Origin of the sequence: Streptomyces sp. NPDC093111 (assembly GCF_040683955.1) — a bacterium.
Taxonomy (GTDB): domain Bacteria; phylum Actinomycetota; class Actinomycetes; order Streptomycetales; family Streptomycetaceae; genus Streptomyces.
In genome coordinates, this window is sequence record NZ_JBFBNW010000001.1 from 343,030 (window position 1) to 367,162 (window position 24,133).

Genomic DNA, 24,133 nt, shown 5'->3' on the forward strand with positions numbered 1-24,133 from the left:
GCCGGGTTGGCGGGACATAACAGTGATCCAGCCCATGAGTCTGTACGGTTCCGATGATGCGGGGAAGCGTGACATCCGGCACACTGCGCCGAACCGGCGATGAAGGATTAACGGCCCGTGGTGCCGGGCAGACTCGGGCGCTACGGCAGGATGGCCCCGTGACCGACGCTCTCGATCCCGCCGACATGCGCGAGCAGTACCGCACCATGGAGTTGACCGTGGCGGACCTCGCACCCGAACCGATCGAACAGTTCTCGCGCTGGTTCAAGGAGACCACCGCGACGCCGGCGATCCACGAGCCGAACGCGATGGTCGTCTCCACCGCCACCCCCGACGGCCGCCCGTCCTCGCGCACCGTGCTGCTCAAGCACTACGACGGGGCGGGTTTCGTGTTCTTCACCAACTACGGCTCCCGCAAGGGCCGGGAGCTGGCGGAGAACCCGTACGTCTCGCTGCTCTTCCCCTGGCACCCGATGGCCCGCCAGGTCATCGTCACCGGCCGCGCGGTGCGCGTCGGACGCGACGAGACGGTGGCGTACTTCCGCACCCGCCCGCACGGCTCGCAGCTGGGCGCGTGGGCGAGCCGGCAGTCCTCGGTGATCGGCTCGCGGGCCGAACTGCTGGCCCGGTACGAGGAGCTGGCCGCCCGCTACCCGGAAGGCGAGCAGGTGCCGGTGCCGCCGGAGTGGGGCGGTCTGCGGGTGGTGCCGGAGACGGTGGAGTTCTGGCAGGGCCACGAGAACCGGCTGCACGACCGCCTGCGGTACGTGCGCGAGGCCGGCGAGGGCGACGCGACCTGGCAGGTGGAGCGCCTCTCGCCGTGACGGCGGGCGCCCCTGGAAACCAGGAGATCTGGGGAACCAGGAGATCTGGGGAACCAGGAGATCTGGGGAACCTGGGGACCCTGAAAACACAGACGACCCGTGGGCCTTGGTCCCGTCCGCTGCAGTTCGGACGGAAGCCGGCCGGACTTACCGGCGGCCCACGGGTCGGGTGACTGCGTTGTCTTCGGCAGAAGGCCTGCCGAGGTGCACAAGAGTGCGACGGCAGGCCTTAGCCCGCAGTCACCTCACGAGTCCGAAAAGAAATCATGTTTTCGGATCACCTCCTTTCACGTGTGGCTTCACCCTAGGAAGCCCCGCGCTCCCGCTCAACCTATTTTCGGGAACGGGATTTTCGGGAACGGGCTGTGTCCTGGGTCACGTTTCCAGTTGAATGGGGCAGGGGGTGTCGGATGAGTGCTTCGACGGGTTCTGCCAGCGACACGGCGCGGGTTCCCGGGGTGCCGGGGGCGGACCTGCTGGCCGCCCTGCTCGACGGGATGGACGCGGCGCTGTGCGCCCTGGACGCCGACGGGACCGTCACCCACTGGAACCGCGAGGCCGAGCGGATCCTCGGCTGGCCGGCCGCGGAGGCCGTCGGACGGCACGGCTTCGACGGCTGGGCCGCCCGCAGCGCCGACGCCGAGGAGACCCTGGCCCGGCTGATGCGGGCGATGACCGCGCCCGGCCGCCAGGTCCACGAGTTCGCGCTGTTACGCAAGGACGGCGGGCGGGTCCTGGTCCGCACCCAGACGGCGGGCGTGCGCGGGGCCGACGGCGCCCCGGCCGGGGTGTACTGCGCGTTCAGCGAGGTGCACGTCCAGGTCGACCTGGAGCGGTCGATCGCCCTGAGCGAGGCCCTGTTCTCGGACGCCTCCTGGGGTGTCGTCCTGGTCGACGTGGACCTGCGCCCCGCCGTCGTCAACGCGTACGCGGCCCGCGCCCTCGGCACCGCCCGCACCACGCTCCTCGGGCGCCCGCTGGGCGAGATCGTCACCCAGGGCGTCGAGCAGCTGGAGTCCGCCCTCCAGCACGTGCTCGCCGCCCAGGCGCCGCCCGAGCCGACCGACCTGTGGGTGACCCTGCGCGGCCCGCGCGGCGAGCGCCGCCGCTGCTGGCGCTCCGGCTTCGTCCGGCTCGCCTCCCCGCTCGCCGAGGGGCCGGAGCCGGTCCCCCTGGGCGTCGGCTGGCTCTTCCAGGACGTCACCGACGCCCGCCTCGCCGAACAGGACGCGGACCGGCTGCGCTTCCGCTGGAGCCAGCTGCACCGCGCGGGCGCGGCGGCGGCGGAGTGCGAGACCCCGACGGAGGCCGCCGCGACCCTCCTGGACTTCGCCCTGGCCGGCTTCGCCGACCACGTCCTGATCGACCGCGTCCTCCCCGACGGCCGCCTCGTCCGCACCCTCGCCACCCCGTCCGGAGCCCCCGGCCCGGTCACCCCGACGGCGAGCGGCGGGATCCCGCTCCCCTACGCCGCCTCCCACCCCGCCGTCCAGTCCTCCGCCCGCGCGGGCTGCACCCGCGCGAGCGCCGCCCCCGACACCCCGGACTGGTCCACCGACCGCCTCTGGCCCCCCGGCATGACCCACGCCCTCTGCGTCCCCCTCCGCGCCCGCGCCCGCACCCTGGGCGTCGCCACCTTCCTCCGCTCCGCCTCCCGCCCCGCCTTCGAGCGCGACGACGCGGTCTACGCGGAGACGGTCGCGGGGCGGGTGGCGGCGGCGCTGGACGCGGCGGGCTGATCTGGCCTTCGGGCCTGTCGGACGACTGTGCGATCATCGCTCGTACTTTTGCGATGTCACCGCTCCGGGGGGAACGGAATGCTCCACAGCGTGCTTTCACGTGCGCGCACGGTCCCGCTCGCTCTCTCACTCCTGCTGTCCCTCCTGACCGCCCTGCTGCTCCCCACCGGGACGGCCTGGGCGGCGCCCGCGGAGACGGCGGACACGGAGGCGTGCGCGGTCCTGCCACTGACCGGCTTCGGCTCCGCCGAGCAGGCTCACCCGGTCCCCGTGCTGCAGCCCGGGGCCACGGCCTGCTTCACCGTCACCACCGACACGCCGGGCCTGCACCGGATCATCGTGGGGGACACGGCTTTCGGCCTCCGGACCGAGGTCCTGGACGGCGGGACGGCCGTCCAGTGCGTCGACGCCACCCACGGGCTGAGCGCGATGTCCTGCCGGCTCCCGCACTCGGGCACGTACACGTTGAAGCTGCTCAACCCGGTCTGGGAGGAGCCGGCCGAAGGCTATGTCGCGGTCGTCCCCCTCGCCACCATGGAGGGCTGTCTGCCGGCGGCCGGTACCGCGTGGGACCTGCCGCCGGTGACGGGTGTCGTCGCCCATCGCTCGCAGGTCGTCTGCAGGCCGTTCGACGCGAGGCCGGGGGAGCGGGTCAGGGTCCAGAGCACCGGCCTGACCGGCGGCGTGGAGTGGATCACCGACGAGACCGGCGCACTCCTGTGCGACCTGAGCCAGGCATGCCTCCTGCCCGGTGACGGACCGTACCGGCTGCTGGCGCATCCCGAGCGCACCGGGCCGCAGTTCCTCCCGGCGACCTACGAGACGACCGTCCGCCGCTACTCCGACCCGGTCCCGTGCGCGACGGTGCCGGTCGGTCCGTACGGCTCCGCGCCGGCGCCGCAGCAGTCGTCCGCACCGTGCAAGACGTTCACCGTCCCGGCCGACGGCACGTACTACGTCCTGCCGGGGACGACGTCGTCCTCGGGAACCGTCGTCTACGACCGCGCCGGCGTCCTGCGTTGCTCCTGGACCGATCGATGCGCGCTGACCGCGCCAGGGCCCTACACCGTCTTCACGGACCGGCCCACACTGGTTCTCGACGCGACCTCGACGGAGGGCTGCGCGCAAGGAGTGGCGGGGGTCAACAGCGGCTCGCTCGCCGAGCTCGGTGAACGGGACTGCTTCGTGCTGCCCTTCCCGGCGGGCGCCCGCATCGCGGCGGTCGCGGACAAGGTCGCGCCGTTCCCCGACGCGATCCGCGTGGTCGACGCGACCGGCGCGGACGTGTGCCGCGAGGACACCGCCGAGGCGGGCACCTGCACGCTCTCCGGGCAGGCGCCGTTCCGGCTGCTCGTCGACGCGCCGATGAGCGTCTGGGATCCCCCGTACGCGGCCCGCCCCTACACGGTCCGGGTGTACCGCACCGACGGCCCGGGCTCCTGCCCCGTCCTGCCGGCCGGGGACTTCACGCCCACGGGCGCCTCGGTCCGGCTGGACACGGGCGAGCAGACGTCGTTCTGCCTGTCGATCCCGGCCGCCGACCACTCGGCGGCGGAGATCCTCCACGTCGACCAGATCTCGGGCGGTTCGTCGTCGCTCTCGTCCACCGTCTTCGACGAGCGGGGGCAGAAGGTCTGCGAACTGCGCCGACGGCACGACGCGTGGCAGGCCTGCTCCCTCGCGCCGGGCACGGCGTACACGGTCCTCGCGGTCGGCGCGTCGGGCGCGGGCGAGTTCCGTGTCAGCAGGAAGGACGTCACCGCGACCGCACGAGGGTGTGACGTCACCCCCGCCACGGCCGTGGGGAGCCCCGCGTACACGGGCACGCTCCCGCCGCCGGGCACGCTGCTGTGCCGGCGGGTGACCACCGAGGCCCCGGGCGACACCCTGTTCCTGGGGCTGCGCGACGGCGGCGACAACGCCTCGAAGGCCGCCTTCCGCTCCGACGGCCGCCAGGCCTGCGGCCTCTCGCGCTCGGGCTGTTCGGTGCGCGGCGCGACGAGCTACCAGACGCTGATCGAGGTGACGGGGTACGCGACCACACCCCCGTCGTCGTACCGCTTCGAGGCCCAGCGGGTGGCGACCGCCGCCGGCGCCGCTCCGGAGTGCGTGAAGGCGGCGGACATCGCCTACGGCTACGGTCCGGTCACCGGAGTTCTCGACGAGCGGCGCACGGCCGTGTGCGTGGCGCTGCCGACCTACGCCAAGGACAGCCTCCGGACGAAGGTCGTCGAGACGGAGGGCGGCTTCTACCCGCCCGTCCCGCTGCTGATCGCCCTGGGCCAGGGGGGCGTCGTCTGCCAGGGCCCGAACGAGGACACCTGCACCGTCTTCGGCACCGAGGGCACCGCGCAGCCCACCGTGCTGTTCCTCGGGCTGCCTGAGAAGGCGTCCTACAGCGCGTTCTCCGCCGAGGCGGGCTGCACCCTGACCGTCTGCGGCGGCGCGTCCGTCTCCTTCGGCACGGTGACACCGCCCTTCGGCGGGAGCGGCACCAAGGCACGGGTGACACTGACGGGTACGGCGCTGAAGGCCGGTCACACGCTGCGGATCGGTTATCCGTCGGGTACGACGGCCGAGAGCACGACCGTGTCCGTGGCGGCCGACCGGCGTTCGCTGGTCGCCGAGTTCGACCTGACCGGCGCGCCGGTCGGCGCCTGGCCGCTCTCGGCGGTGGACGGGGAGCAGACGACCCCGCTGGGCACGTTCACGGTCGTCAAGGCCTCAGCCGTGGGCCTCGGCAGCTTCAAGGCCCTCGGCTCCACCCGGCTCATGGACACCCGGTCGGGTCTCGGCGTGCGCCAGGGCAAGGTGGGACCGGACGGTACGGTCACCCTCCAGGTGGCCGGCGCGGGCAGGGTTCCGGCCACGGGGGTGAGCGCCGTCGTGCTCAACGTCACCGTGACCGCGCCCACCGCCGGCGGCTTCGTCTCCGTCCACCCGGCCGGGACGGCCCGTACCGCCGCCTCGAACCTCAACTTCAAGGCCGGGCAGACGATCTCCAACCTGGTCGTCGTGCCCGTCGTGAACGGCAAGGTGAGCTTCTACAACAGGGCCGGGTCCACCGACCTGCTCGCCGACGTGGCCGGCTACTACGTCACGGACGGCACGGGAGGCACGTACGAGCCGGTCACGCCGACGCGTCTGATGGACACGAGGTCGGGACTGGGGGTGCGCAAGGGGAAGGTCGGGCCCGGACACGGCGGAATGGTCCTGCTCCAGGTCACCGGCCGGGGCGGGGTTCCCGCGACCGGGGTGAGCGCCGTGGTGCTCAACGTGACGGCGACTGCGGGCACGTCCGGGAGCTTCGTCTCGGTGCTCCCGCGCGGCAGCCTCCCCGACTCCACTTCGAACCTCAACTTCAGCGCCGGGCAGACCCTCCCGAACCTGGTGGTCACGAAGGTCGGCGCCGACGGGAAGGTGGTCTTCTACAACCACCTGGGCTCCGTGGACCTGCTCGCGGACGTCGCCGGTTACTACACCACCGGACCCTCCGGTTCGGCTTACCACCCGATGACTCCGAACCGGCTGATGGACACCCGGTCCGGCCTCGGCGCCCCGAAGGCCAAGGTCGGCGCCGGCCGGACCGTCACCCTTCAGGTGGCGGGCACCCACGGCATCCCCGCGACCGGAGTCACGGCCGTCGTGGTCAACGTGACGGCCGTCGCGCCGACGGCGGCGGGCTTCGTCTCCGTCTTCCCGGACGGGACGGCCCGCACCTCCGCGTCGAACCTGAACTTCACCGCCGGGACGACGATCCCCAACCTGGTCGTCGTGCCCGTGGTGAACGGGAAGGTGAGTTTCTACAACCACGCGGGGTCCGTGGACCTGCTGGCGGACGTCGCCGGGTACTACGTCTCGTAGGAGACGCGCGGGACCTGACGGACACGACGAGGGGGCGGTGGCGAGGATTCGCCACCGCCCCCTCGTGCGGGTCCGCGCCGTGATCAGTGCCGGAAGAAGATCCGGTCCCCGTACTCCGTCATCACGCGCCCGTTCCACTCGTGGCCGCCGTCCACGTTGCCCGAGCGGAGCAGGGGCGGCTCGATGCCGCGGCGGACCAGTTCCTCGGCGGCGGCGGCCATGGTGGCCTGCATGAGGGCGCTGGTGACGACGGTGGAGGCGGGGGCGAAGGGGGCCTCGATGCCCTCGTGGGTGAGTTCGGCGTCGCCGATGGCGATCTTGGAGTCGAGGACCACGTCGCAGTGGTCCTTCAGGTACGTCCCCGAGACGTGCCGCGACTTCGTCTCCGTCGCGTACGCCACGGAGGTGACCCCGATGACGGTGAGGCCGAGGGCGCGGGCGTTCATCGCCATCTCGACCGGCAGGGCGTTGCGGCCGGACAGCGAGATGATGATCAGGACGTCGCCGGCCCGCGCGGGGGAGGAGTCCAGGACGGCGCCGGCCAGGCCGTCGACGCGTTCGAGCGCGGAACCCAGGGTCGCGGGCATCACGTCGACGCCGACGACGCCCGGCACGGCCAGCAGGTTCATCAGAGCCAGGCCGCCCGCGCGGTAGACGACGTCCTGGGCCGCGAGCGAGGAGTGGCCCGCGCCGAAGGCGAAGAGCCGGTTGCCCGAGGCCACCGCCCCGGCGATGGCCGTCCCGGCCGCTGAGATGGCGTCCGCCTCTTCGTCCCGCACCTTCTGGAGCAGGCCGATCGCGGCGTCGAAGAACTGTCCGGCCAGCTTGCTCTCGCCCATGGCGGCGGCTCCTTCTCGTCGTGGTCGCCGATCACGGTGCGGTCTGGACCATTGCTCTGTCAATACCGCCTCACCCCTGTGCGCCCCGGTTGTCCGCGCGATGCGTCAGAATTGGGGCAGGGCCAGCGCACGACTCATCGAGGGGCACGTATGTCCGGACTGATCGACACCACGGAGATGTATCTCCGCACCATCCTTGAGCTCGAAGAGGAAGGTGTGGTCCCCATGCGCGCCCGGATCGCCGAGCGGCTGGACCAGAGCGGTCCGACCGTGAGCCAGACCGTGGCCCGCATGGAGCGGGACGGCCTGGTGGCCGTCGCCAGCGACCGGCACCTGGAGCTCACCGAGGAGGGCCGCCGCCTGGCCACCCGCGTCATGCGCAAGCACCGGCTCGCCGAGTGCCTGCTCGTCGACGTGATCGGCCTGGAGTGGGAGCAGGTCCACGCGGAGGCGTGCCGCTGGGAGCACGTGATGAGCGAGGCCGTGGAGCGCCGCGTCCTGGAGCTGCTGCGCCACCCGACGGAGTCGCCGTACGGCAACCCGATCCCGGGCCTGGAGGAGCTGGGCGAGAAGGCCGAGGCGGAGTCCTTCCTGGACGACTCGATGGTCTCGCTGGCCGACCTGGACGCCGGCGGCGAGGGCAAGACGGTGATCGTCCGCCGGATCGGCGAGCCCATCCAGACGGACGCCCAGCTGATGTACACGCTGCGCCGTGCGGGCGTGCAGCCGGGTTCGGTGGTCTCCGTGACCGAGTCCCCCGGCGGCGTCCTGGTGGGCAGCAGCGGCGAGGCGGCCGAGCTCGACGCCGAGGTCGCCGCACACGTCTTCGTCGCCAAGCGCTGACCGCCGAGAGTTGACTGCCGGGAGCTGACCGCCGAGAGCTGACCGCCCAAGCGCCGACCGCCGGGCGCTGACCGCCTGGGGTCGGGACCCGACCGTCGGGCGCCGACCGCCCAGCGTCGACCGTCGGACCCCGACCGCCAACCCCCGACCGCCAACCCCCGACCGCCGACCGCCGACCTCATCCGCCCCTCTCGTCACCCCCGCGTTCCTCTCCGTCCCGTACGGGGCCCGGTTTACGGCGGAATCGCCACGCCCGCGCCCTCGCCCGTGCCACGCTGGGGGGATGAGGGCCGTCCTTCATGCGTATCGCGCCAGCGCGACAGAAAGCCCCGGCGCCCTGAGGCGCCGGGGCCTGTCCTCCCCTGTCCTGACCCGGAGCCCCGAGCTCCCAGGGTCAGTCCCCACGGACCGATTTCCCCGAGCGGTCCGCCTCCCGCTGAAGATCTCCCCTCGGCCGCGTCCGTCAATCCTTGAGCGCCGTCACTCGAACGAGGGGTGTTGAGCGGCAGGAGCCCATTTTCGAATACAGGTTCGATAGTCTGGCGCAGTTCCAAGGGAGAAGAGGGGGTGCCGAGCAGCATGGTGCGACGACTCGACGTCACCGGGGCCGACGGCGTACGGCTGGCGGCCTGGGACTTCACGGAGGAGACCGCCCCGGGGGCGGTCGACGGCTCCGGCGTCTTACTCCTGCACGGGCTCATGGGCCACGCCGCCCACTGGACCCACGCCGCCTGCCGGCTGGGCCGGCGCCACCGCACCGTCGCCCTCGACCAGCGCGGCCACGGGCACAGCGAGAAGCCCGCGGCGGGCCCCTTCACGCGCGAGGCGTACGTCGCCGACGCGGCGGCCGTCGTCGAGCGGCTCGGCCTCGGCCCCGTCACCCTCGTCGGGCACTCCATGGGCGCCCTCACCGCCTGGCAGCTCGCCGCCGAGCGCCCCGACCTCGTCCGCGCCCTCGTCATCTGCGACATGCGCGCCTCCGCCCTGGGCGCGGCCTCCCAGCGCGAGTGGCAGGACTGGTTCCGCGGCTGGCCCGTCCCCTTCGCCTCGCTGGACGCCGTCCGGCAGTGGTTCGGCGACGCGGACCCCTGGGTGGAGCGCCCGCACCCGGCCCGGGGCGAGTTCTTCGCCGAGGTGATGGCCGAGCGGCCGGACGGCTGGCGCCCCGTCTTCGACCCGGCCCAGATGCTCACCTCCCGCGAGACCTGGGTCCACGACGCCCACTGGGAGTCCCTCGCCCAGGTCCGCTGCCCCACCCTCGTCGTCCGCGGCCTCGACGGCGAGTTGGGCCGGGCCGAGGCGCAGGAGATGGTCCGGGTCCTGCCCCGAGGGGCGTACGCGGAGATCCCCGACGCCGGGCACCTCCTCCACTACGAGCACGCCGACGCCTGGTGGGAGACCGTCGAGCCCTTCCTGGAGGGCGTTCTGACGTCCCGGCAGGCACCGGCACGGGGTCTGCCCGGCCCGCCGGGTCTATAAGATCACCGGCGGCGCCGATCGGGCGTCCGTGATGCCAGCGACGTCGGACCCGGAGGTCCCCTTGCAGCTCGCCCGCCGTACGGTCCTGCTCGCGGCCGGGGCCGCGTCCGCCGCCCTCGCCGTCGCCGCCCCCGGCACGGCCGCGGCGGCCGGACCGCTGCCCCCGGCCGGCCCCCGCACGGGCGACAACCCGGTCGTGCGGGAGAACCTGGCGGAGGGCTCCGACCAGTGGGGCGTCGGCAGCCGCGAGACCTGCGGGGTCGACGCCCGCCGGCCCGAGATCCAGGGGTACGCGACCGCCGCCTCCGTCGAGCCCGGCCAGGACCTCGCCCTGCGCGTGTCGGCGCGCGCCGACCGCACCTGCACGGTCGAGGTCTACCGCCTCGGCCACTACGGCGGCGACCGCGCCCGCCACCTGCTCACCGCCGAGGACGTCCCGGCCGACGGCCGCACCTGGAGGACGCGGGTCCCCGCGAGCTGGATCTCCGGGCTCTTCCTCGCCGTCCTCACCACGCCCGACGGGCACCGCGCCTACACGCCCTTCGTGGTCCGCGAGCCCGCCCGCCGCTCCGACGTCCTGGCCGTCGTCCCGCTGAGCTACGCCGGCCGGCGCCCGTACCCGGGCCTCGGCATGCCCGCGACCCTCGGTACGGACGCCAGCACGGCCCGCTGGCTGGAGGAGGCCGGGTACGACGTCACGTACGCGACCGAGGAGGACGTCCGCAAGGGCAGGGTCCGCCCGGCCCGTTACGCGGCCGTCGTCCACCCCTCGGCGACCGCCCTGCCCCGCCCGCTCGCGCTGGCCGAGCCCGGCCACACCGACGAGCGGACCCGGAGCGAGGCCGCCGCGCTCCTCGACGGCCTGCTCCGGTAGCGGCGTCGGGCTTGGTACGGGAGGGCGTCAGCAGACCCAGAAGCTGACGTCCGCCCCGACCCAGCCCACCAGCGTGCGCTCGTCCCAGATGGTCACCTTGCCGTCCGCGGCGACCTCGAAGCGCACCGCCATCGTGTCGCCGGTGACGGCGCCGCCGGTGACCACGCCGAGCAGCCGCTGCGTGCGGTTCGGGCGGACCCGGGGCGGCAGCGTGAACAGCACCTCGCCCTGGGCCCAGGCCGTGGCGTCGGCCTTCGACATCGAGAAGTGCAGGTGCACCTGGTCGCCGGCGATCCGGTACTGGGGCACGTAGTTGGCGCTGTTCGGGGTGTAGAGCGCGGTGTCGTACGGGACCTCGACCCACGGGTTGGTCCCCGGGTGCGGGAAGCGGGCCACGTTCAGCTGGCGCACCCCGTTCGGCTTCCCGGCGATCCCGAACGCCAGGGTGTCCTCGTACACGCATATGCCCTCGGGCTCGCGGTTGGCGATGCCGGGGAAGGCGGTGATGCTCCGCGACTGGAGCACGGTGCCGGAGGCCCAGTCCGTGCACGTCACCTCGAAGTTGTCGACGTTCTGGTCGCCGTACAGGTGGTAGAGCTGGTCGCCCAGGCTCGTGAAGCCCTGGAGGGTCTTCCCCGACGCCTCGAAGGTCGTCGACCGGACCCGCTGGAACATCCCGGTGGCGGCGAGCCCCAGGTCGTAGGCGTCGACGCCGCCGACCGCCGTCGGCGAGGCCACGTTGTTCGACTGCCAGCGGAAGACCAGCTGGTTCCGGGTCGGGTCGATCGACGCCGAGACCCGGAACACGCCCGTGCGCGGGGTGCGGACGACGGCCGCGTCGGACGCGTCGGCGGTGCCGTTCGGCACGTACGGGACGCGGGCGAGGGCCGTGGCCCAGCCGCCGTTCGGCACGGCGCCGGTCCACAGGTGGATCCCGGCGGCCGTCCGCTCGACGCACAGCCCGGTGCCGTGCCCGGACCGGCCGATGTACATCTTGTCGACGATCGCCCCGTCCACGCTCAGCCGGGTGACCGTGACCCGGTCCATGTCCTCGGGCGTGCCGTCGGGCTGGCACACGTACCAGAGCTGGTCGACGGTCTCCCAGAACACCGACTGCGCGACGCTGACCGACGAGGCGAGGGTGGCGCCGACCAGCAGCGGGGGCGTGACGGCGGAAGCGAGCTTGATCAATTGACGTCTCCTCAAGAGCGGCAGGAAGCCCCGAGCATCGCATGATCACCACGGGGGCGTCCCGGAGAGCTCCGCCCGCCGCCGGCGGCCGAAAAGCGCACGGGCGAACCGGCCATTCCGCTCACCCTCCGTTGACCGATGGTCACGTGATCGCAAAGCATTGCGTGTCCATGCCAGCAACGGAGATCGAGGTATCACGTGTCGGGCATACGTCGCAGACGTTCCTACGCCGTCGGCATCGCCGCCGCGGCCGCCCTGCTCCTGTTCCCCACCGCCGCCCAGGCCGTCGAGGCCCCCGAGGCGCCGTCCGCGAGGGCCGCGGCCCAGCCGGCCAAGGCGGTCGAGCACAAGGTCCCGCAGACCGCCGCGGCCCGGACGGCGGAGTACTGGACGCCCGAGCGGATGGCGAAGGCCGTCCCGGCCGAGCCGGTCGGACGTACGGCGGTGGACGGCGGCCGGACCGCTCCGGCGCCGCAGAGGCCGACCGGTCCGGCGAGGACCGGCTCCGACCCGGTGGCGGGCCACGCGGCCGCGGCCGGCGCCTTCCGGGCGACGGTCTCCGCGACCCAGGTCGTCGGCAAGGTCTTCTTCACCGGCTCGGACGGCAAGGACTACGTCTGTTCCGGCTCGGCCGTGAACAGCACCAACAAGAACATGGTGTTCACCGCCGGGCACTGCGTCCACGGCGGCCCCGGCCAGTCGTGGAACTCCAACTGGCAGTTCGTGCCGTACTACGACCACGGCAGCCGTCCCTACGGCACCTGGTGGGCCGAGACCCTCGTCGCGTTCAACGGCTGGACCAACGACGGGAACTTCGGCTACGACCTCGGCATCGTCATCACCTCGCCCAACTCCAGCGGTGAACTGGTCAACGCCGTGGGCGGCATGGGGCTCCAGTGGAACCAGTCCAAGGACCGCTTCGTGACGGCCATGGGCTACCCGCAGGCCCCGCCCTTCGACGGCGAGTGGCAGTACTTCTGCGCCGCGACCAGCTCCCAGCGCAGCTGGTGGACCACCGACCAGATCAAGATCCCGTGCAACATGACCGGCGGATCGAGCGGCGGTCCCTGGATCTTCGGCAAGGACGACGGCGTCTACTACAGCGGCTGGGTCAACGGCGTGAACAGCAACGTCGACGACCGGGACCACCCGACGGAGATGCGCTCGCCGTACTTCGCCGGCTGGGTCGGCGACGCGTTCAACACCTACTCCTCGTACTGATGACCCGGACCGTACGCGACGGGCGCGGCCTGCTCGCCGCCGCGCTGCTGCTGGGCCTGCTCGCCGCGTGCGGGCCGGACTCGGGCTCCCCCGGGGACGGCCGGACCCACTCCGTGGATCCGAGCGGCAACCACGTCATCGAGAGCGGCGAGCCGAACATGCCCGAGGACCCCTGAGGGGCGGGGGCCGGTCCCACCAGGGGCCGGCCCCCTTCCCGTACCGGGAGGCGGGAGGTCAGAACGCGAAGACCGTCCGCTCACCGGTCCTGACCCGCAGCTCGCACGTGTTCCCGTAGCGCGCCGTCCAGTCGACCCGCTTGCCCCGCCAGACTCCGGAGCCCGTGACCACGACCGGGTCCCACTCGCGGGTACAGGGGCGCTGCCCCGGTGAGGCGCCCGACAGCCGGGACAGGTCGCCGCCCACCGCGGCCAGCTCCGAACAGGCCTCCGCCGGGGCCGGGTGGGTGCCGCCGGGCGTGGGGGAGCAGACCAGGGTGACCGCGCGGTCGACCGTGGCGGTGGCGGCGTGTTCGCCCTTGCCGACGGTGAGGACGAGCGCCGAGGGCGGGTAGAGCCCGGCGGGCGCGGCGTCGGCTTCGCTGGTGATCGCTGTGGCGACGAGGGCGAGGCCGGTGGTGGTGGCGAGCGCGGTGGCGCCCAGGGTCCGGTAGTAACGCACGGGGGTGTCCCTTCGCGTGTGGGTGCGGATACGGACGGGAGTCTTGTCGACGCGGAGGGTGATCGCACACCTGCTCACCGCTTTCCGGCCGTACGTGCGAACTACGGTCTACCGACCGGTAGTTCGGGCAGCTCGGAGCGGGTGTGCGGCGCTCCGGCGGGGTCCTTGATCGACTCGGGCGGGGTGGCCGTTCAACCGAGAACGACCCCCTGGCCTGCGACGATCCCGAAAATGTTCCGAGTTGGAGCATTCTCGCCCGAGTTCGATCGACCGGAACCCTCCGTTCAGAGCCCCGCGCGGCGCCGTGACAGCTCCCGGAATGTGATCCGGGCCACAACGTGTCACAGGATCGGGCCCCCCGGTGTCTTGAGGCCGAACCACCACGACGGAGGAGAGACACCATGAACGCGCACACCGGCACCAGCACCCACGTGGTCGTCATCGGCGGCGGCTACGCCGGCGTCATGGCCGCCAACCGCCTCACCGGGCGCGAGGGCGTCACCGTCACCCTCGTCAACCCGCGCCCGTCCTTCGTCCACCGGATCCGCCTGCACCAGCTGGTCGGCGGCACCGGCGAGGCCGTCGTCGCCTACCGGGACGTGCTGGCCGAGCGGGTCCGGCTGGTGGTCGACACCGCGACCCGGATCGACGCGGCCGGACGCGGCGTGGACCTGGCGGGCGGCGGGACCCTCTCGTACGACTACCTGGTCTACGCCGTGGGCAGCGGCAGCGCCGACCCGCGGGTGACCGGGGCCGCCGAGTTCGCGTACCCGATCGGCACCCTGGAGGAGGCGGAGCGGCTGCGCCCGGTCCTCGACGCCGCTCCCGCCACCGCCCCCGTCGTCGTGGTCGGCGCCGGCCCCACCGGCATCGAGACCGCCGCCGAACTGGCCGGGGCCGGCCGCGCGGTGACCCTGGTCTGCGGCGGCGTGCTCGGCCCGTACCTGCACGGCCGGGGCCGCCGCTCGGTCGCCGCGCGCCTGGCCCGGCTGGGAGTGACCGTGCTCGACGGACCCGGCACGAAGGTGACCGCCGTGCGCGCCGACGCCGTCGAGCTCGCCGACGGGCGCGCACCGGCCGCCGCGGTGACGATCTGGACCGTGGGCTTCGGTGTGCCGGACCTGGCCGCGCGCAGCGGGCTGAGCACCGACGCCCTGGGCCGCCTGCTCACCGACGAGACCCTGACCAGCGTCGACGACGACCGCGTCATCGCGGCCGGCGACTCGGCGGCCCCCTCGGGCCTGCCGCTGCGGATGAGCTGCCAGGCCGCGATGCCGATGGGCGCGCGCGCCGCCGACACGGTCCTCAGCCGGATCGAGGACGCCCGGCCGGAGACCCTCGGCCGGCCGTTCGCCGCCCAGTGCATCAGCCTCGGCCGGGCCGACGGCATCTTCCAGTTCGCCGACCGCGCGGACCAGGCGGTGTGGTTCAAGGTCGACGGGCGCCTGGGCGCGAAGCTGAAGGAGACCGTCTGCACGGTCGTCGTGAAGCACCTGGCCGACGAGGGGGCGAAGCCCGGCGCGTACGCGCTGCACCGCGGCAAGGCGGGCGCCGCCGCGCGCGCCACGCAGCTCCAGGGCGCGCGCGACGAGACCCCCGCGACCGCCGGACGAGCGGGCTAGCGCGCATGTGGCCCTGGGACCAGGATGTGATCATGAACGATCAAGCGGCCGACCTCGCGACCGACGCCTTCGTCGCCCACCGCAACCTGCTCTTCACCGTCGCCTACGAGATGCTCGGCTCGGCCGCCGACGCCGAGGACGTGCTCCAGGAGACGTGGCTGCGCTGGAGCGAGGTCGACCTCGACCGGGTCGAGGACCGGCGGGCCTACCTGGTCCGGATCACCACCCGGCAGGCGCTCAACCGGCTGCGCTCCATGAAGCGCCGCCGGGAGGCGTACGTCGGCCAGTGGCTGCCCGAGCCGCTGCTCACCACGCCGGACGTGGCCGAGGACGTCGAGCTCGCCGAGAGCGTGTCGATGGCGCTGATGCTGGTCCTGGAGACGCTGTCGCCGACCGAGCGCGCCGTCTTCGTGCTGCGCGAGGTCTTCGAGGTCGAGTACGACGAGATCGCGGCGGCCGTCGACAAGACCCCCGCCGCCGTCCGGCAGATCGCCCACCGGGCCCGCAAGCACGTCGACGCGCGCCGCCCCCGCACGACGGTCACCCCGCGCGAGGCCCGCGCGGTCCTGGAGTCCTTCCAGCGGGCGCTGGAGAGCCGCGACCCGCGGCAGCTCCTCGACGTCCTCGCCCCGGACGTCGTCGTGCTGAGCGACGGCGGCGGCATCCGGCAGGCCGCGGTCCGCCCGATCGTCGGCGCCGACAAGTTCACCCGCCTCTACCTCGGCGGCTCCGCCAAGGCCGGGGTCACGGTCACCTGCGAGCCCGTCACGCTCAACGGCAACCCGGCGCTCCTCGTCCTGGCGGACGGCGAGATCGACGGCATCATGGCGGCCCACGTCGAGGACGGGCACATCACCGGCCTCTACTACGTCCGCAACCCGCACAAGCTCACCCGCGTCGGCGCGGAGACCGCACTCACCCGCTGACCCGCCCCCGGCCGCGACCCCGCGGCCCCCTGGCCACACGGCCACACGGCCACACGGCCACACGGCCACCCGGCCACACGAAAGGGCCGGGCTCCCCTCACGGGAGCCCGGCCCTTCGCCGTCGGGCGCGTACGCCCCGGGGATCAGCCCTTGCTGACCGCCGCCAGGATCTCCGGCAGCCGCTTCGACACGCGCGGCGCCGCCAGCTTCACGCCGGCCCAGGCGATCAGCGCGCCGTACAGCGCGCCGACCGGCAGCAGCAGCCACAGCAGGTCCTCGTGGTCCTCGAAGTGGAGGAAGAGCGTCAGGCCGATCACCGGCGCGCACAGCACCGCGGCGGAGACCATGCCGCCGAAGATCGACATCCAGGCGAGCCCGCCCTGTCCCGGCGCCACGTTCTTGTACGCGCTGTCCTGCGGGATCGAGTACGGGAAGGTCGCCGAGGCCACCGCGCCCGTCGCCATCATCGCGCCGAGCAGCGCCAGGGCCACGCCCAGCGCCTCCGGCAGCTTGTGCCAGGAGTCCAGCATCGCGGCCGTCACCGCCGTCACCAGCACCGTGTACGGCACGGTGATGGCCAGCAGCGCGAGCGCCCGGGCCCGCAGTTCGGCGTACGCGTCGGCCTTCGTCGCGATGGTCTGCGCGACCATCCAGAACGCGGACGTGTCCTGGCCGAACTGGTTGTACATCTGGATGCCGAGCATGCCCGAGGCGAAGCAGGCGAAATAGATACTGCCGGTTCCCTGCAACGCGTTGAAGACCGGGACGATCGCACCGATCGCGAGCGAGGTCACCCACGCCGCCTTCGTCTTCGGGTCACGCCAGATGTAGCGCAGGCTGCGCTCCATCACCGCGCCCGTGCGCCCGCCCGGCAGGATCCGGCCCAGCCGGCCGGAGGACGCCTTGTCCTTGGCGCCCGAGTCCGAGGCCGCGCCGATCGTGGAGCCGTCCGGCTCGACCATCAGGCGCACCAGGCTCCGCTGCCACCAGTGGACCAGGCCCACCAGCGCGGCGGCGGTGATCAGCAGCTTCACCGCGGCCACCGCGTAGTCGCCCCGGCCCGCGGCGTCCACCGCGGAGATCGCGGAGGCCGGCGGCAGCCAGCCCACGACCTCGGCGGCGGGCTCGACCGCGCTCAGACCGCCGGCCTGACTGAGCCGCTGGGCGCCGAAGTTGACCAGCTGCATGCCGACCGCGATCACCAGACCGGACAGGACGGCGAGGTCCCGGCCCTTGCGGGAGGTGAGGAGGCGTACGTTCGCCGCCGCCACCGAGCGCGAGAGCGCCACGCACACCAGCACCACCAGCGGCACCGCGAGGACGGCGAAGAGCGTGCCGGCCGCGCCGTGCGCGAGCGCGACGGCCGCGCCGACGCTCACGCACAGCGTGAACGCCGGGCCGATGCCGACCAGCGAGGCCACCAGCAGCGCCCGGACCAGCGGCCGGGGCCGCAGCGGCAGCATCACGAGCCGCGAGGGGTCGAGGGTCTCGTCCCCGCTCGGCACGAACAGCGGCATGACCGTCCAGGCGAGCGCCAGGATCCCGGCCAGCAGGACGGTCACGGTGGGCGCGTTGACGCTGCCCCGCATGAGGACGAAGCCGAGCAGCGTCACGGCGGCGAAGACCGCGGCGAACACGACCGAGATGATGTAGGCGGCGGTCCGGCCGCCCGACTGTTTCAGGCCGTTCTTGAGGAGCGCCAGCTTGAGCCGTACGAAGACGGCGGTCAGCGACGGGGCGGGCGGAGTGGCGGTGGTCATCGGCCCGAACCGCCCAGCCAGTCCAGGGACTCGCCGGTGTCCCGCCCGTTCGCGCCGACCAGCTCCAGGAACGCGGCCTGCAGCGAGGGCGCTTCGCCCCGCACCTGCTCCAGCGGGCCCTGCGCGCGGATCTGGCCCGCGGCCATCACGGCGACCCAGTCGCACAGCGACTCCACCAGCTCCATGACGTGGCTGGAGAAGACGACGGTGGCGCCCGAGGCGGTGTACCGCTCCAGGACGCCGCGGATGGTCTGCGCCGAGACCGGGTCGACGCCCTCGAACGGCTCGTCCAGGAAGAGGACTTCCGGGTTGTGCAGCAGAGCCGCCGCGAGGCCGATCTTCTTGCGCATGCCGGTCGAGTAGTCGACGACCAGCTTGTGCTGCGAACCGGCCAGGTCGAGCACGTCGAGCAGCTGGGCGGCGCGCTTGTCGACCTCGGCGCCGGGCAGTCCGCGCAGCCGGCCGCTGTACGCGAGGAGTTCGCGTCCGGAGAGGCGCTCGAACATGCGCAGCCCCTCGGGCAGGATGCCGATCCTCGCCTTGACCTCGGCGACCGACTCGGCGTCGGCCCAGACGTCGTGGCCGGCGACCAGGATGCGTCCGTGGTCGGGGCGGAGCAGCCCGGTGATCATCGAGAGGGTGGTGGTCTTGCCGGCGCCGTTGGGGCCCACGAGACCGATGAACTTGCCCGCGGGCAGGACCAGATCGATCCCGTTCACCGCGATCTGCTGGCCGAAACGCTTCCACAGCCCCTCGACACGAACAGCGGGCACCGCACCGGATTCCGGCGCACCGCCCGCTGTTTCGAACACTCCGTCAAATGCCTGGTCAGGCATCATGTTGCGTCAACCCTTCGATGGTCCCCGTCTGACGGGCACCACCTTACGGCCGTACCTGATTCGGCCATATGGTCCTTGGACCCCAAGGCCGGAGCTCAGGCCCTGCGCCCCCGCGCGTCCGCCGCCTCGCGTCCGCACGCGTACGCCAGCGCGCTGATCAGCTCCTCCGCGTCCGGCAGCCAGCGGTTGGCCGCCGTGGGCTTGCGGGCCCACTGCACCGCCCCGAATCCGCCGACCCGGGTCGGCGGTGCCGCCACGAAGTGCCCCTCGCCGCGCGTCGTGAGATCGATCGAGGCGGGCATCCAGCCCAGCTTGCGCACCAGGTCCGGCACCTTGGCCGCGGCGCCCGGGAGCACGAAGAAGAACATCCGGCGGTCGGGCGTGCAGGTCACCGGGCCGAGCGTCAGCTCCATCCGCTCCATGCGGGCCAGCGCGAGGAATCCGGCCGAATCGGACACCTCCAGGGCGTCGAAGGTGCGGCCGGTGGGCAGCAGGATCGAGGCCCTGGGCTGCTTCGACCACATCCGCCGGGCCCCGACGGCGCTGCCGGTCGCCTGCGTCGACCAGTCGGGCCGCGCGGGGTGCGCGCCGGGCGAGGCGCACGCCTCCGTGCCGCAGGAGCAGCGCTCCCGGCCCTCGACCGCCTCCAGCCAGGTCCCGGGGAACACGTCCCAGTGCCGCTCTTCCGCGTACCGCACGGCGCTGTCCAGCAGCGGTTCGCCTCGCTGCTTGGGGATCTGCGCGGCCTCCGTGACTCCCATGGTCTCTTCCACGTCGAACTCAACTCCCGCCGTCACCTGGGGTTACGGGCGGGCCGTCGAGCGGTGTGGAGCATCGATCCTGCATGCGGGGCGCACGGTTGCACGGGCGGGGGCGCGCGTGGGGCAGGAGAGCGTTGGTCGGGTAGGACAGGAGGAGGGGGGCGTCGGTCCCGGCTGCCCGTGGGCGGCTCCGACCGACGTGTCCGGGTTTCGCGTGTTCACATCGGCATTGACCGGATATCTGCCGGGCATTGATCAGTCCTGTTGATCAACCGGATCAACTCGGTTCGGTTCGGGTCGACTCGAACCGGCCCGCACCGCGGATCACCGCACGGCCTCAGGGGGTAGTCATCATGGCAGCCAGGCCACTCGTCGCCCGTCAGCCCAACGAACGGCTGCAGGCGCTCATCCAGGAGGCCGCGTGCTCCAACGCCGGTCTCGCCCGCAGGGTCAACATGGTCGGCGCGGAGCGCGGCCTGGACCTGCGGTACGACAAGACCTCGGTGGCGCGGTGGCTGCGCGGGCAGCAGCCGCGCGGCCGGGCCCCGGGCGTCATCGCGGAGGCGCTCGGGCGCAAGCTGGGCCGCACCGTCACGATCGACGAGGTGGGCATGGCCAACGGCCGCAACCTCTCGTCGGGCGTCGGCCTCCAGTTCGCGCCGACCGTCCTCGGCGCCATCGAGCAGGTCTGCGAGCTGTGGCGCAGCGACGTGGGCCGGCGGGACTTCCTGTCCGGCTCCGCCGTCGCCGCCTCCGCGCTCGTGGAGCCCAGCCGCGACTGGCTCATCACCGGCGCCGACACCCAGGTGGCGCGGGCCGCCGGGGCGCGGGTCGGGTTCTCGGACGTCGCGGCGGTACGGGCGATGACCGCGGCGCTCGTCGACCTCGACCGGCGCTTCGGCAGCGGGCACGTGCGCCCGGTGGTCGTCCACTACCTCAACAGCGTGGTGTCGGGGATGCTCTCCGGCTCCTACCGGGAGGCCGTCGGGCGGGAGCTGTTCGCGGCGGTCGCCCGGCTGACCGAGCTCGCCGGGTACATGGCCGTGGACACCGGCCAGCCGGGCCTCGCGCAGCGCTACTACATCCAGGCCCTCCGCCTCGCGCAGGCCGCGGGCGACCGGGCCTACGGCGGCTACGTGCTGGCCGCGTCGATGAGCCACCTCGCCGCCCAGCTCGGCAACCCGCGCGAGATCGCCCAGCTGGCGCGGGCCGCGCAGGAGGGCGCGCGGGGGCAGGTGACGCCGCGCGCGGAGGCGATGTTCCTGGCGGCGGAGGCCCGCGGGCACGCGCTCCTGGGCGACGGGTCCTCCTTCGAACTGGTCGCGGGGCGCGCGAGGGAGGTGCTGGAGCGGGCCGACCCGGAGTCGGGCGACGACCCGGACTGGATCGCGCACTTCGACGGGGCCTACCTCGCGGACGAGCTGGCGCACGGGCACCGGGACCTCGGTCACGCGCGGGAGGCGGCCAAGGCGGCCCGGGAGTCGCTGGCCGGGCACCCGGAGACCCGGGCCAGGCGGCGCGCGATCGGGCTCGCGCTGCTCGCCGCGGCGCAGGTCCAGCAGCGGGAGGTCGAGCAGGCCTGCCAGACGGGCACCCGGGCCCTGGAACTGCTCACGACGCTGCGCTCCACCCGGGGCATGGAGTACCTGGACGACCTGCGGGACCGCCTGGATCCGTACGCGGGGGAGGCGGTGGTGCGGGAGTTCGGGGCGAGGCTGGAGCTGCACGCGGCGTAGGGGCGCCGTGCGGTTCCCGGGGGCGTCCTACGTCACACCTCTGTCACACGTGTGTGCGGGGCGCTGGGCGCACCCGGTAGCGTGGGCCGACGGTTCCGTAGGTACGCAGGTCCATCAGCAGGCATCAGTAGGAGTCCCGGTGACGCACAGCGGACAGGGGCCGGAGCAGCACTATCCGGCCGCTCAGCCCCTCCCCCCTGAGGTGACCCCTGGCGGCTCCTCGGACGCCCAGGCGACGCAGTACCTGCCGCCGGTCCCGGCCCAGCCGCCGGTGGCCCCGCAGGCCGGCTACGGCTACCCGCCCGCGCCGCAGCACCAGCAGCAGCCGTACCAGCAGTCCCCGCAGCACCAGCAGTCCCCGCAGCACCAGCAGTCCCCGCAGCACCAGCAGCACCAGCAGCCCGAGCAGTCCCAGCCGGGCTACGGCTATCCGCCGGCGCCGCAGCAGCACCAGCCCCCGCAGCACCAGCAGCCTCAGCCCGGCTACGGCTACCCGCCCGTGCCGCCGCAGCAGCACCAGCCGTACCAGCAGCCGCAGCAGCCCGAGCAGTCCCAGCCGGGCTACGGCTATCCGCCCGCGCCGGCGTCCGCCGACGCGCAGGCCACGCAGTTCCTGCCGCCGGTGGTGGCCGACTCCCAGGCGACGCAGCTGATCCCGCCGGTCGCCCCCGGCCCCGTCGCCCCGGGCCCGGACATGCAGGCGACCCAGTACATCGCGCCCGTACCGCCCCAGCAGACGCCCCCACAGGCCCCGCAGCCCCCGCACGGCGGCCCGCAGGTCCCCGGGGAGCGCCCGCCGCTCGCCGACTTCGACAACCTGTTCCGCAGCGAGACCCCGCAGCAGGCTCCCGCGCAGCCGGTCGTGCAGCGCCGGCAGCCCTCGGTGCAGCTGCACCAGCAGCCGCAGCAGCAGTACCAGCCGCCGCAGCCGCCCCCGCAGCACCAGCAGCAGCCCCCGCAGCAGTACGGCTTCCAGGAGGCGTACTACGAGGAACAGGGGTACGAGGAGCCCGAGCCGCGCCGTCGCAAGTCGCCGGTCGCGCTGATCGCCGCCGTCGTCGCGGGCTGCGCGGTCGTCGGTCTCGGCGCGGGCGCGCTGCTCAGCGGTGGGGACTCCGACGACAAGAAGGACCAGAAGGGCAGCCAGAACGTGGCCGCCGGCTCCTCCGCGCCGTCCACCGACGGCGGCGCGACCGAGAAGGCCGCCGACCCGGCCGAGGCGCAGGCCAAGGCGCTCGACAAGCTGCTCGCCGACAGCAACAACAGCCGTGACGCGGTGATCCGTTCCGTCGAGGCGATCAAGACCTGCTCCGACCTGGACCAGGCCGCCGGTGACCTGCGGGGCGCCGCCGAGCAGCGCCGCGGGCTCGTCACCCGGCTCCAGGCCCTGTCCGTGGACAAGGTGCCGGACAGCTCGGCGCTCACCGCGGCCCTCACCAAGGCCTGGCAGGCGTCTGCCTCCGCCGACGACCACTACGCGGCCTGGGCGGACCAGGCGAAGAGCAAGAAGGTCTGCAAGGGCGGCCACGCCCGCTCGACCTCCCAGACCATCGAGGCCAACAAGAAGAGCGGCGAGGCCAGCACGGCCAAGCGCGAGGCGGCCGGGCTGTGGAACCCGACCGCCGAGAAGTACGGACTGACGAAGCGCAGCCAGACGCAGCTGTAGGGGCTACGGCGCCGTCAGCACGGTCTCGCCGACGTCGACGAAGCCGGGCTTCTGCGCCACGAGCCGCCCCTGGCGGACCACCTGGAACGTCACGTCGTGGTTGACGATCCGGGGGAAGCCGGGGGCGCCGAGCAGGTCGTCGTACCGCCAGCGCAGCGCCGGGGTCAGGCCGCCGGTGTCGATCCGTACGCCGTTGTCGAGCGCGTGCGAGAGCTGGACGGCGGTCACCTTGTCGCTGTCGAGGGACTCCACGACCTGCTTGAGGACGGTGTACGCGATCCAGGTGGTCTGCACGCCCGCGTCCGAGGGGTCGACCCGGTTGTCGACGAAGGCGTGCTCCTGGATCACCTTGCGCATCGGCGCCCAGCTCTTGTTGTCGGCGTCCGGGTACCAGCCGGTGACGAAGGCGCCCTCGAAGGGGCTGTGCGCGCCGCCGGAGCGGTCGATGAGGGGCTGTCCGACGCTGCCGAGCACGGAGGAGATCCGCACGCCGCTCCTCCCGCCCTTCTCCTCCTCCTCGGGCAGGCGGCGGAAGGAGTCGAAGAAGGTCTGGGTGCGCTCGCCGAGGACGGCGGTGACGCAGCCGCCCTCGTCCCCGGCGCGGGTGCGGGCCCGGTCGGCCTGCTGGGTGTACTCGGCGGCGTCCTCGACGGCCGGGATGTCGACGGCCTTGCGGTGACTGGCCTTGCGCAGGCCGGAGTTGAGCAGGTCGGGCAGCTTGTCGCCGGCGATCGTGTCGGGGCGGACCAGCGAGACCTTGCGGCAGCCGGCCGCGAGCTGCATGCCGTGGCCGGCGATGAGGGAGGCCTGGCCGCCGTTGACGGGGTACGAGAGCGGGGAGGTGAACTCGTCCTCCGAGATGCCGTAGCCGCCGATGTACGGGATGCCGGCGGCCTCCAGCGGGGCCATGAAGGCGCGCCCGTTCTGGCTGTACGAGCCGACGACGGCGACGGCGCCCTCGCGGACGGCGCGCCGGGCGCAGGCGGCGGCGCCGGCGGAGGTGTTCTGCTCGTTGCAGGTCAGGACGCGCAGCTCGTGCCCGTCGAGACCGCCTTGGCTGTTGACCCAGCGGGCGAAGGTCTGGGCCATCGCGGGCATGCCGGGCATGTTGGTGGCTCGGGTCTGGTCCGGAGCCCAGGTCATGACGGTGACGGGCTCCCTGGAGCCCCCCGTGGCCCCAGGGAGTACGCCGCAGCCGGTGAGCAGCGACGCACCTGCCGCCGCTGTCGTGACGTACGCGAGGAGTGAGGTGAGTCGCCTACCGGTCATGG

General features: G+C 73.2%; 19 protein-coding genes. 12 read left to right on the top strand and 7 right to left on the bottom strand.

Translation table 11 applies throughout. The features are described from left to right. The first annotated feature begins 185 nt into the window (after positions 1-185). The 3 genes from pdxH to AB0Q96_RS01610 all read left to right on the top strand — a co-directional run bounded on the left by pdxH (position 186) and on the right by AB0Q96_RS01610 (position 6,427). Positions 186-824 carry a pyridoxamine 5'-phosphate oxidase gene (pdxH, locus tag AB0Q96_RS01600; protein ID WP_365321178.1) on the top strand — a complete coding sequence of 213 codons (639 nt, stop codon included), beginning with the start codon at positions 186-188 and terminating at the stop codon, positions 822-824. 410 nt (positions 825-1,234) lie between these two features. Continuing rightward, positions 1,235-2,563 carry a PAS domain-containing protein gene (locus AB0Q96_RS01605; RefSeq protein WP_365321009.1) on the top strand — a complete coding sequence of 443 codons (1,329 nt, stop codon included), beginning with the start codon at positions 1,235-1,237 and terminating at the stop codon, positions 2,561-2,563. A 90-nt stretch (positions 2,564-2,653) separates the two neighbouring features. Then, complete coding sequence (locus AB0Q96_RS01610) at positions 2,654-6,427, top strand: hypothetical protein (RefSeq protein WP_365321010.1); 3,774 nt, start codon at positions 2,654-2,656, stop codon at positions 6,425-6,427. Positions 6,428-6,510: 83 nt separating this feature from the next. Here the strand turns inward: AB0Q96_RS01610 and AB0Q96_RS01615 are convergent, their stop codons facing one another. After that, positions 6,511-7,266 carry an SIS domain-containing protein gene (locus AB0Q96_RS01615; RefSeq protein ID WP_365321011.1) on the bottom strand — a complete coding sequence of 252 codons (756 nt, stop codon included), beginning with the start codon at positions 7,264-7,266 and terminating at the stop codon, positions 6,511-6,513. A 150-nt stretch (positions 7,267-7,416) separates the two neighbouring features. On the opposite strand from AB0Q96_RS01615, the gene AB0Q96_RS01620 reads away from it, so the two are divergent. From AB0Q96_RS01620 to AB0Q96_RS01630, 3 genes are all read left to right on the top strand, one after another. Next, the gene (locus AB0Q96_RS01620) at positions 7,417-8,109 is read left to right on the top strand and encodes a metal-dependent transcriptional regulator (protein ID WP_361165524.1); all 693 of its coding nucleotides are present in this window, start codon (positions 7,417-7,419) and stop codon (positions 8,107-8,109) included. Between the two features lie 579 nt (positions 8,110-8,688). Next, positions 8,689-9,588 carry an alpha/beta hydrolase gene (locus AB0Q96_RS01625; RefSeq protein WP_365321012.1) on the top strand — a complete coding sequence of 300 codons (900 nt, stop codon included), beginning with the start codon at positions 8,689-8,691 and terminating at the stop codon, positions 9,586-9,588. A gap of 31 nt (positions 9,589-9,619) precedes the next feature. Beyond that, positions 9,620-10,462 (top strand): N,N-dimethylformamidase beta subunit family domain-containing protein, encoded by an 843-nt coding sequence (locus tag AB0Q96_RS01630; RefSeq protein WP_365321013.1) that lies wholly within the window; start codon positions 9,620-9,622, stop codon positions 10,460-10,462. A 27-nt stretch (positions 10,463-10,489) separates the two neighbouring features. On the opposite strand, the gene AB0Q96_RS01635 is transcribed toward AB0Q96_RS01630, so the two are convergent. Then, on the bottom strand, positions 10,490-11,653 hold the full coding sequence (locus AB0Q96_RS01635; protein ID WP_365321014.1) for a hypothetical protein: 1,164 nt from the start codon (positions 11,651-11,653) through the stop codon (positions 10,490-10,492). A 198-nt stretch (positions 11,654-11,851) separates the two neighbouring features. Here AB0Q96_RS01635 and AB0Q96_RS01640 point away from each other — a divergent pair, with 198 nt between their 5' ends. Then, on the top strand, positions 11,852-12,874 hold the full coding sequence (locus tag AB0Q96_RS01640) for a trypsin-like peptidase domain-containing protein (protein WP_365321015.1): 1,023 nt from the start codon (positions 11,852-11,854) through the stop codon (positions 12,872-12,874). After that, positions 12,874-13,050: a hypothetical protein gene (locus AB0Q96_RS01645; RefSeq protein ID WP_365321016.1), complete on the top strand. Its 177-nt coding sequence runs from the start codon at positions 12,874-12,876 to the stop codon at positions 13,048-13,050. The genes AB0Q96_RS01640 and AB0Q96_RS01645 overlap by 1 nt, the downstream gene beginning before the upstream one ends. A 58-nt stretch (positions 13,051-13,108) precedes the next feature. Here AB0Q96_RS01645 and AB0Q96_RS01650 read toward each other — a convergent pair whose 3' ends face one another. Further along, entirely contained in the window at positions 13,109-13,480 is a 372-nt protein-coding gene (locus tag AB0Q96_RS01650; RefSeq protein ID WP_365321179.1) for a subtilase-type protease inhibitor, read from the bottom strand. 473 nt (positions 13,481-13,953) lie between these two features. Between AB0Q96_RS01650 and AB0Q96_RS01655 the strand changes: the two genes are divergently transcribed. Then, positions 13,954-15,174 carry an FAD-dependent oxidoreductase gene (locus AB0Q96_RS01655; protein ID WP_365321017.1) on the top strand — a complete coding sequence of 407 codons (1,221 nt, stop codon included), beginning with the start codon at positions 13,954-13,956 and terminating at the stop codon, positions 15,172-15,174. A gap of 32 nt (positions 15,175-15,206) precedes the next feature. Continuing rightward, on the top strand, positions 15,207-16,100 hold the full coding sequence (locus tag AB0Q96_RS01660; RefSeq protein WP_365321018.1) for an RNA polymerase sigma-70 factor: 894 nt from the start codon (positions 15,207-15,209) through the stop codon (positions 16,098-16,100). Positions 16,101-16,243: 143 nt separating this feature from the next. Here the strand turns inward: AB0Q96_RS01660 and AB0Q96_RS01665 are convergent, their stop codons facing one another. The 3 genes from AB0Q96_RS01665 to AB0Q96_RS01675 all read right to left on the bottom strand — a co-directional run bounded on the left by AB0Q96_RS01665 (position 16,244) and on the right by AB0Q96_RS01675 (position 19,460). Next, the gene (locus AB0Q96_RS01665; RefSeq protein ID WP_365321019.1) at positions 16,244-17,860 is read right to left on the bottom strand and encodes a transporter; all 1,617 of its coding nucleotides are present in this window, start codon (positions 17,858-17,860) and stop codon (positions 16,244-16,246) included. Next, the gene (locus AB0Q96_RS01670) at positions 17,857-18,696 is read right to left on the bottom strand and encodes an ABC transporter ATP-binding protein (RefSeq protein ID WP_365321020.1); all 840 of its coding nucleotides are present in this window, start codon (positions 18,694-18,696) and stop codon (positions 17,857-17,859) included. The genes AB0Q96_RS01665 and AB0Q96_RS01670 overlap by 4 nt, the downstream gene beginning before the upstream one ends. A gap of 98 nt (positions 18,697-18,794) precedes the next feature. Continuing rightward, the gene (locus AB0Q96_RS01675; RefSeq protein WP_365321021.1) at positions 18,795-19,460 is read right to left on the bottom strand and encodes a bifunctional DNA primase/polymerase; all 666 of its coding nucleotides are present in this window, start codon (positions 19,458-19,460) and stop codon (positions 18,795-18,797) included. Between the two features lie 353 nt (positions 19,461-19,813). On the opposite strand from AB0Q96_RS01675, the gene AB0Q96_RS01680 reads away from it, so the two are divergent. Both AB0Q96_RS01680 and AB0Q96_RS01685 read left to right on the top strand, forming a co-directional pair. After that, on the top strand, positions 19,814-21,196 hold the full coding sequence (locus tag AB0Q96_RS01680; RefSeq protein ID WP_365321022.1) for a transcriptional regulator: 1,383 nt from the start codon (positions 19,814-19,816) through the stop codon (positions 21,194-21,196). Positions 21,197-21,335: 139 nt separating this feature from the next. Next, the gene (locus AB0Q96_RS01685) at positions 21,336-22,862 is read left to right on the top strand and encodes a hypothetical protein (protein WP_365321023.1); all 1,527 of its coding nucleotides are present in this window, start codon (positions 21,336-21,338) and stop codon (positions 22,860-22,862) included. A gap of 3 nt (positions 22,863-22,865) precedes the next feature. Here the strand turns inward: AB0Q96_RS01685 and AB0Q96_RS01690 are convergent, their stop codons facing one another. Then, positions 22,866-24,131 (bottom strand): ABC transporter substrate-binding protein, encoded by a 1,266-nt coding sequence (locus AB0Q96_RS01690; RefSeq protein ID WP_365321024.1) that lies wholly within the window; start codon positions 24,129-24,131, stop codon positions 22,866-22,868. Positions 24,132-24,133 lie beyond the last annotated feature (2 nt).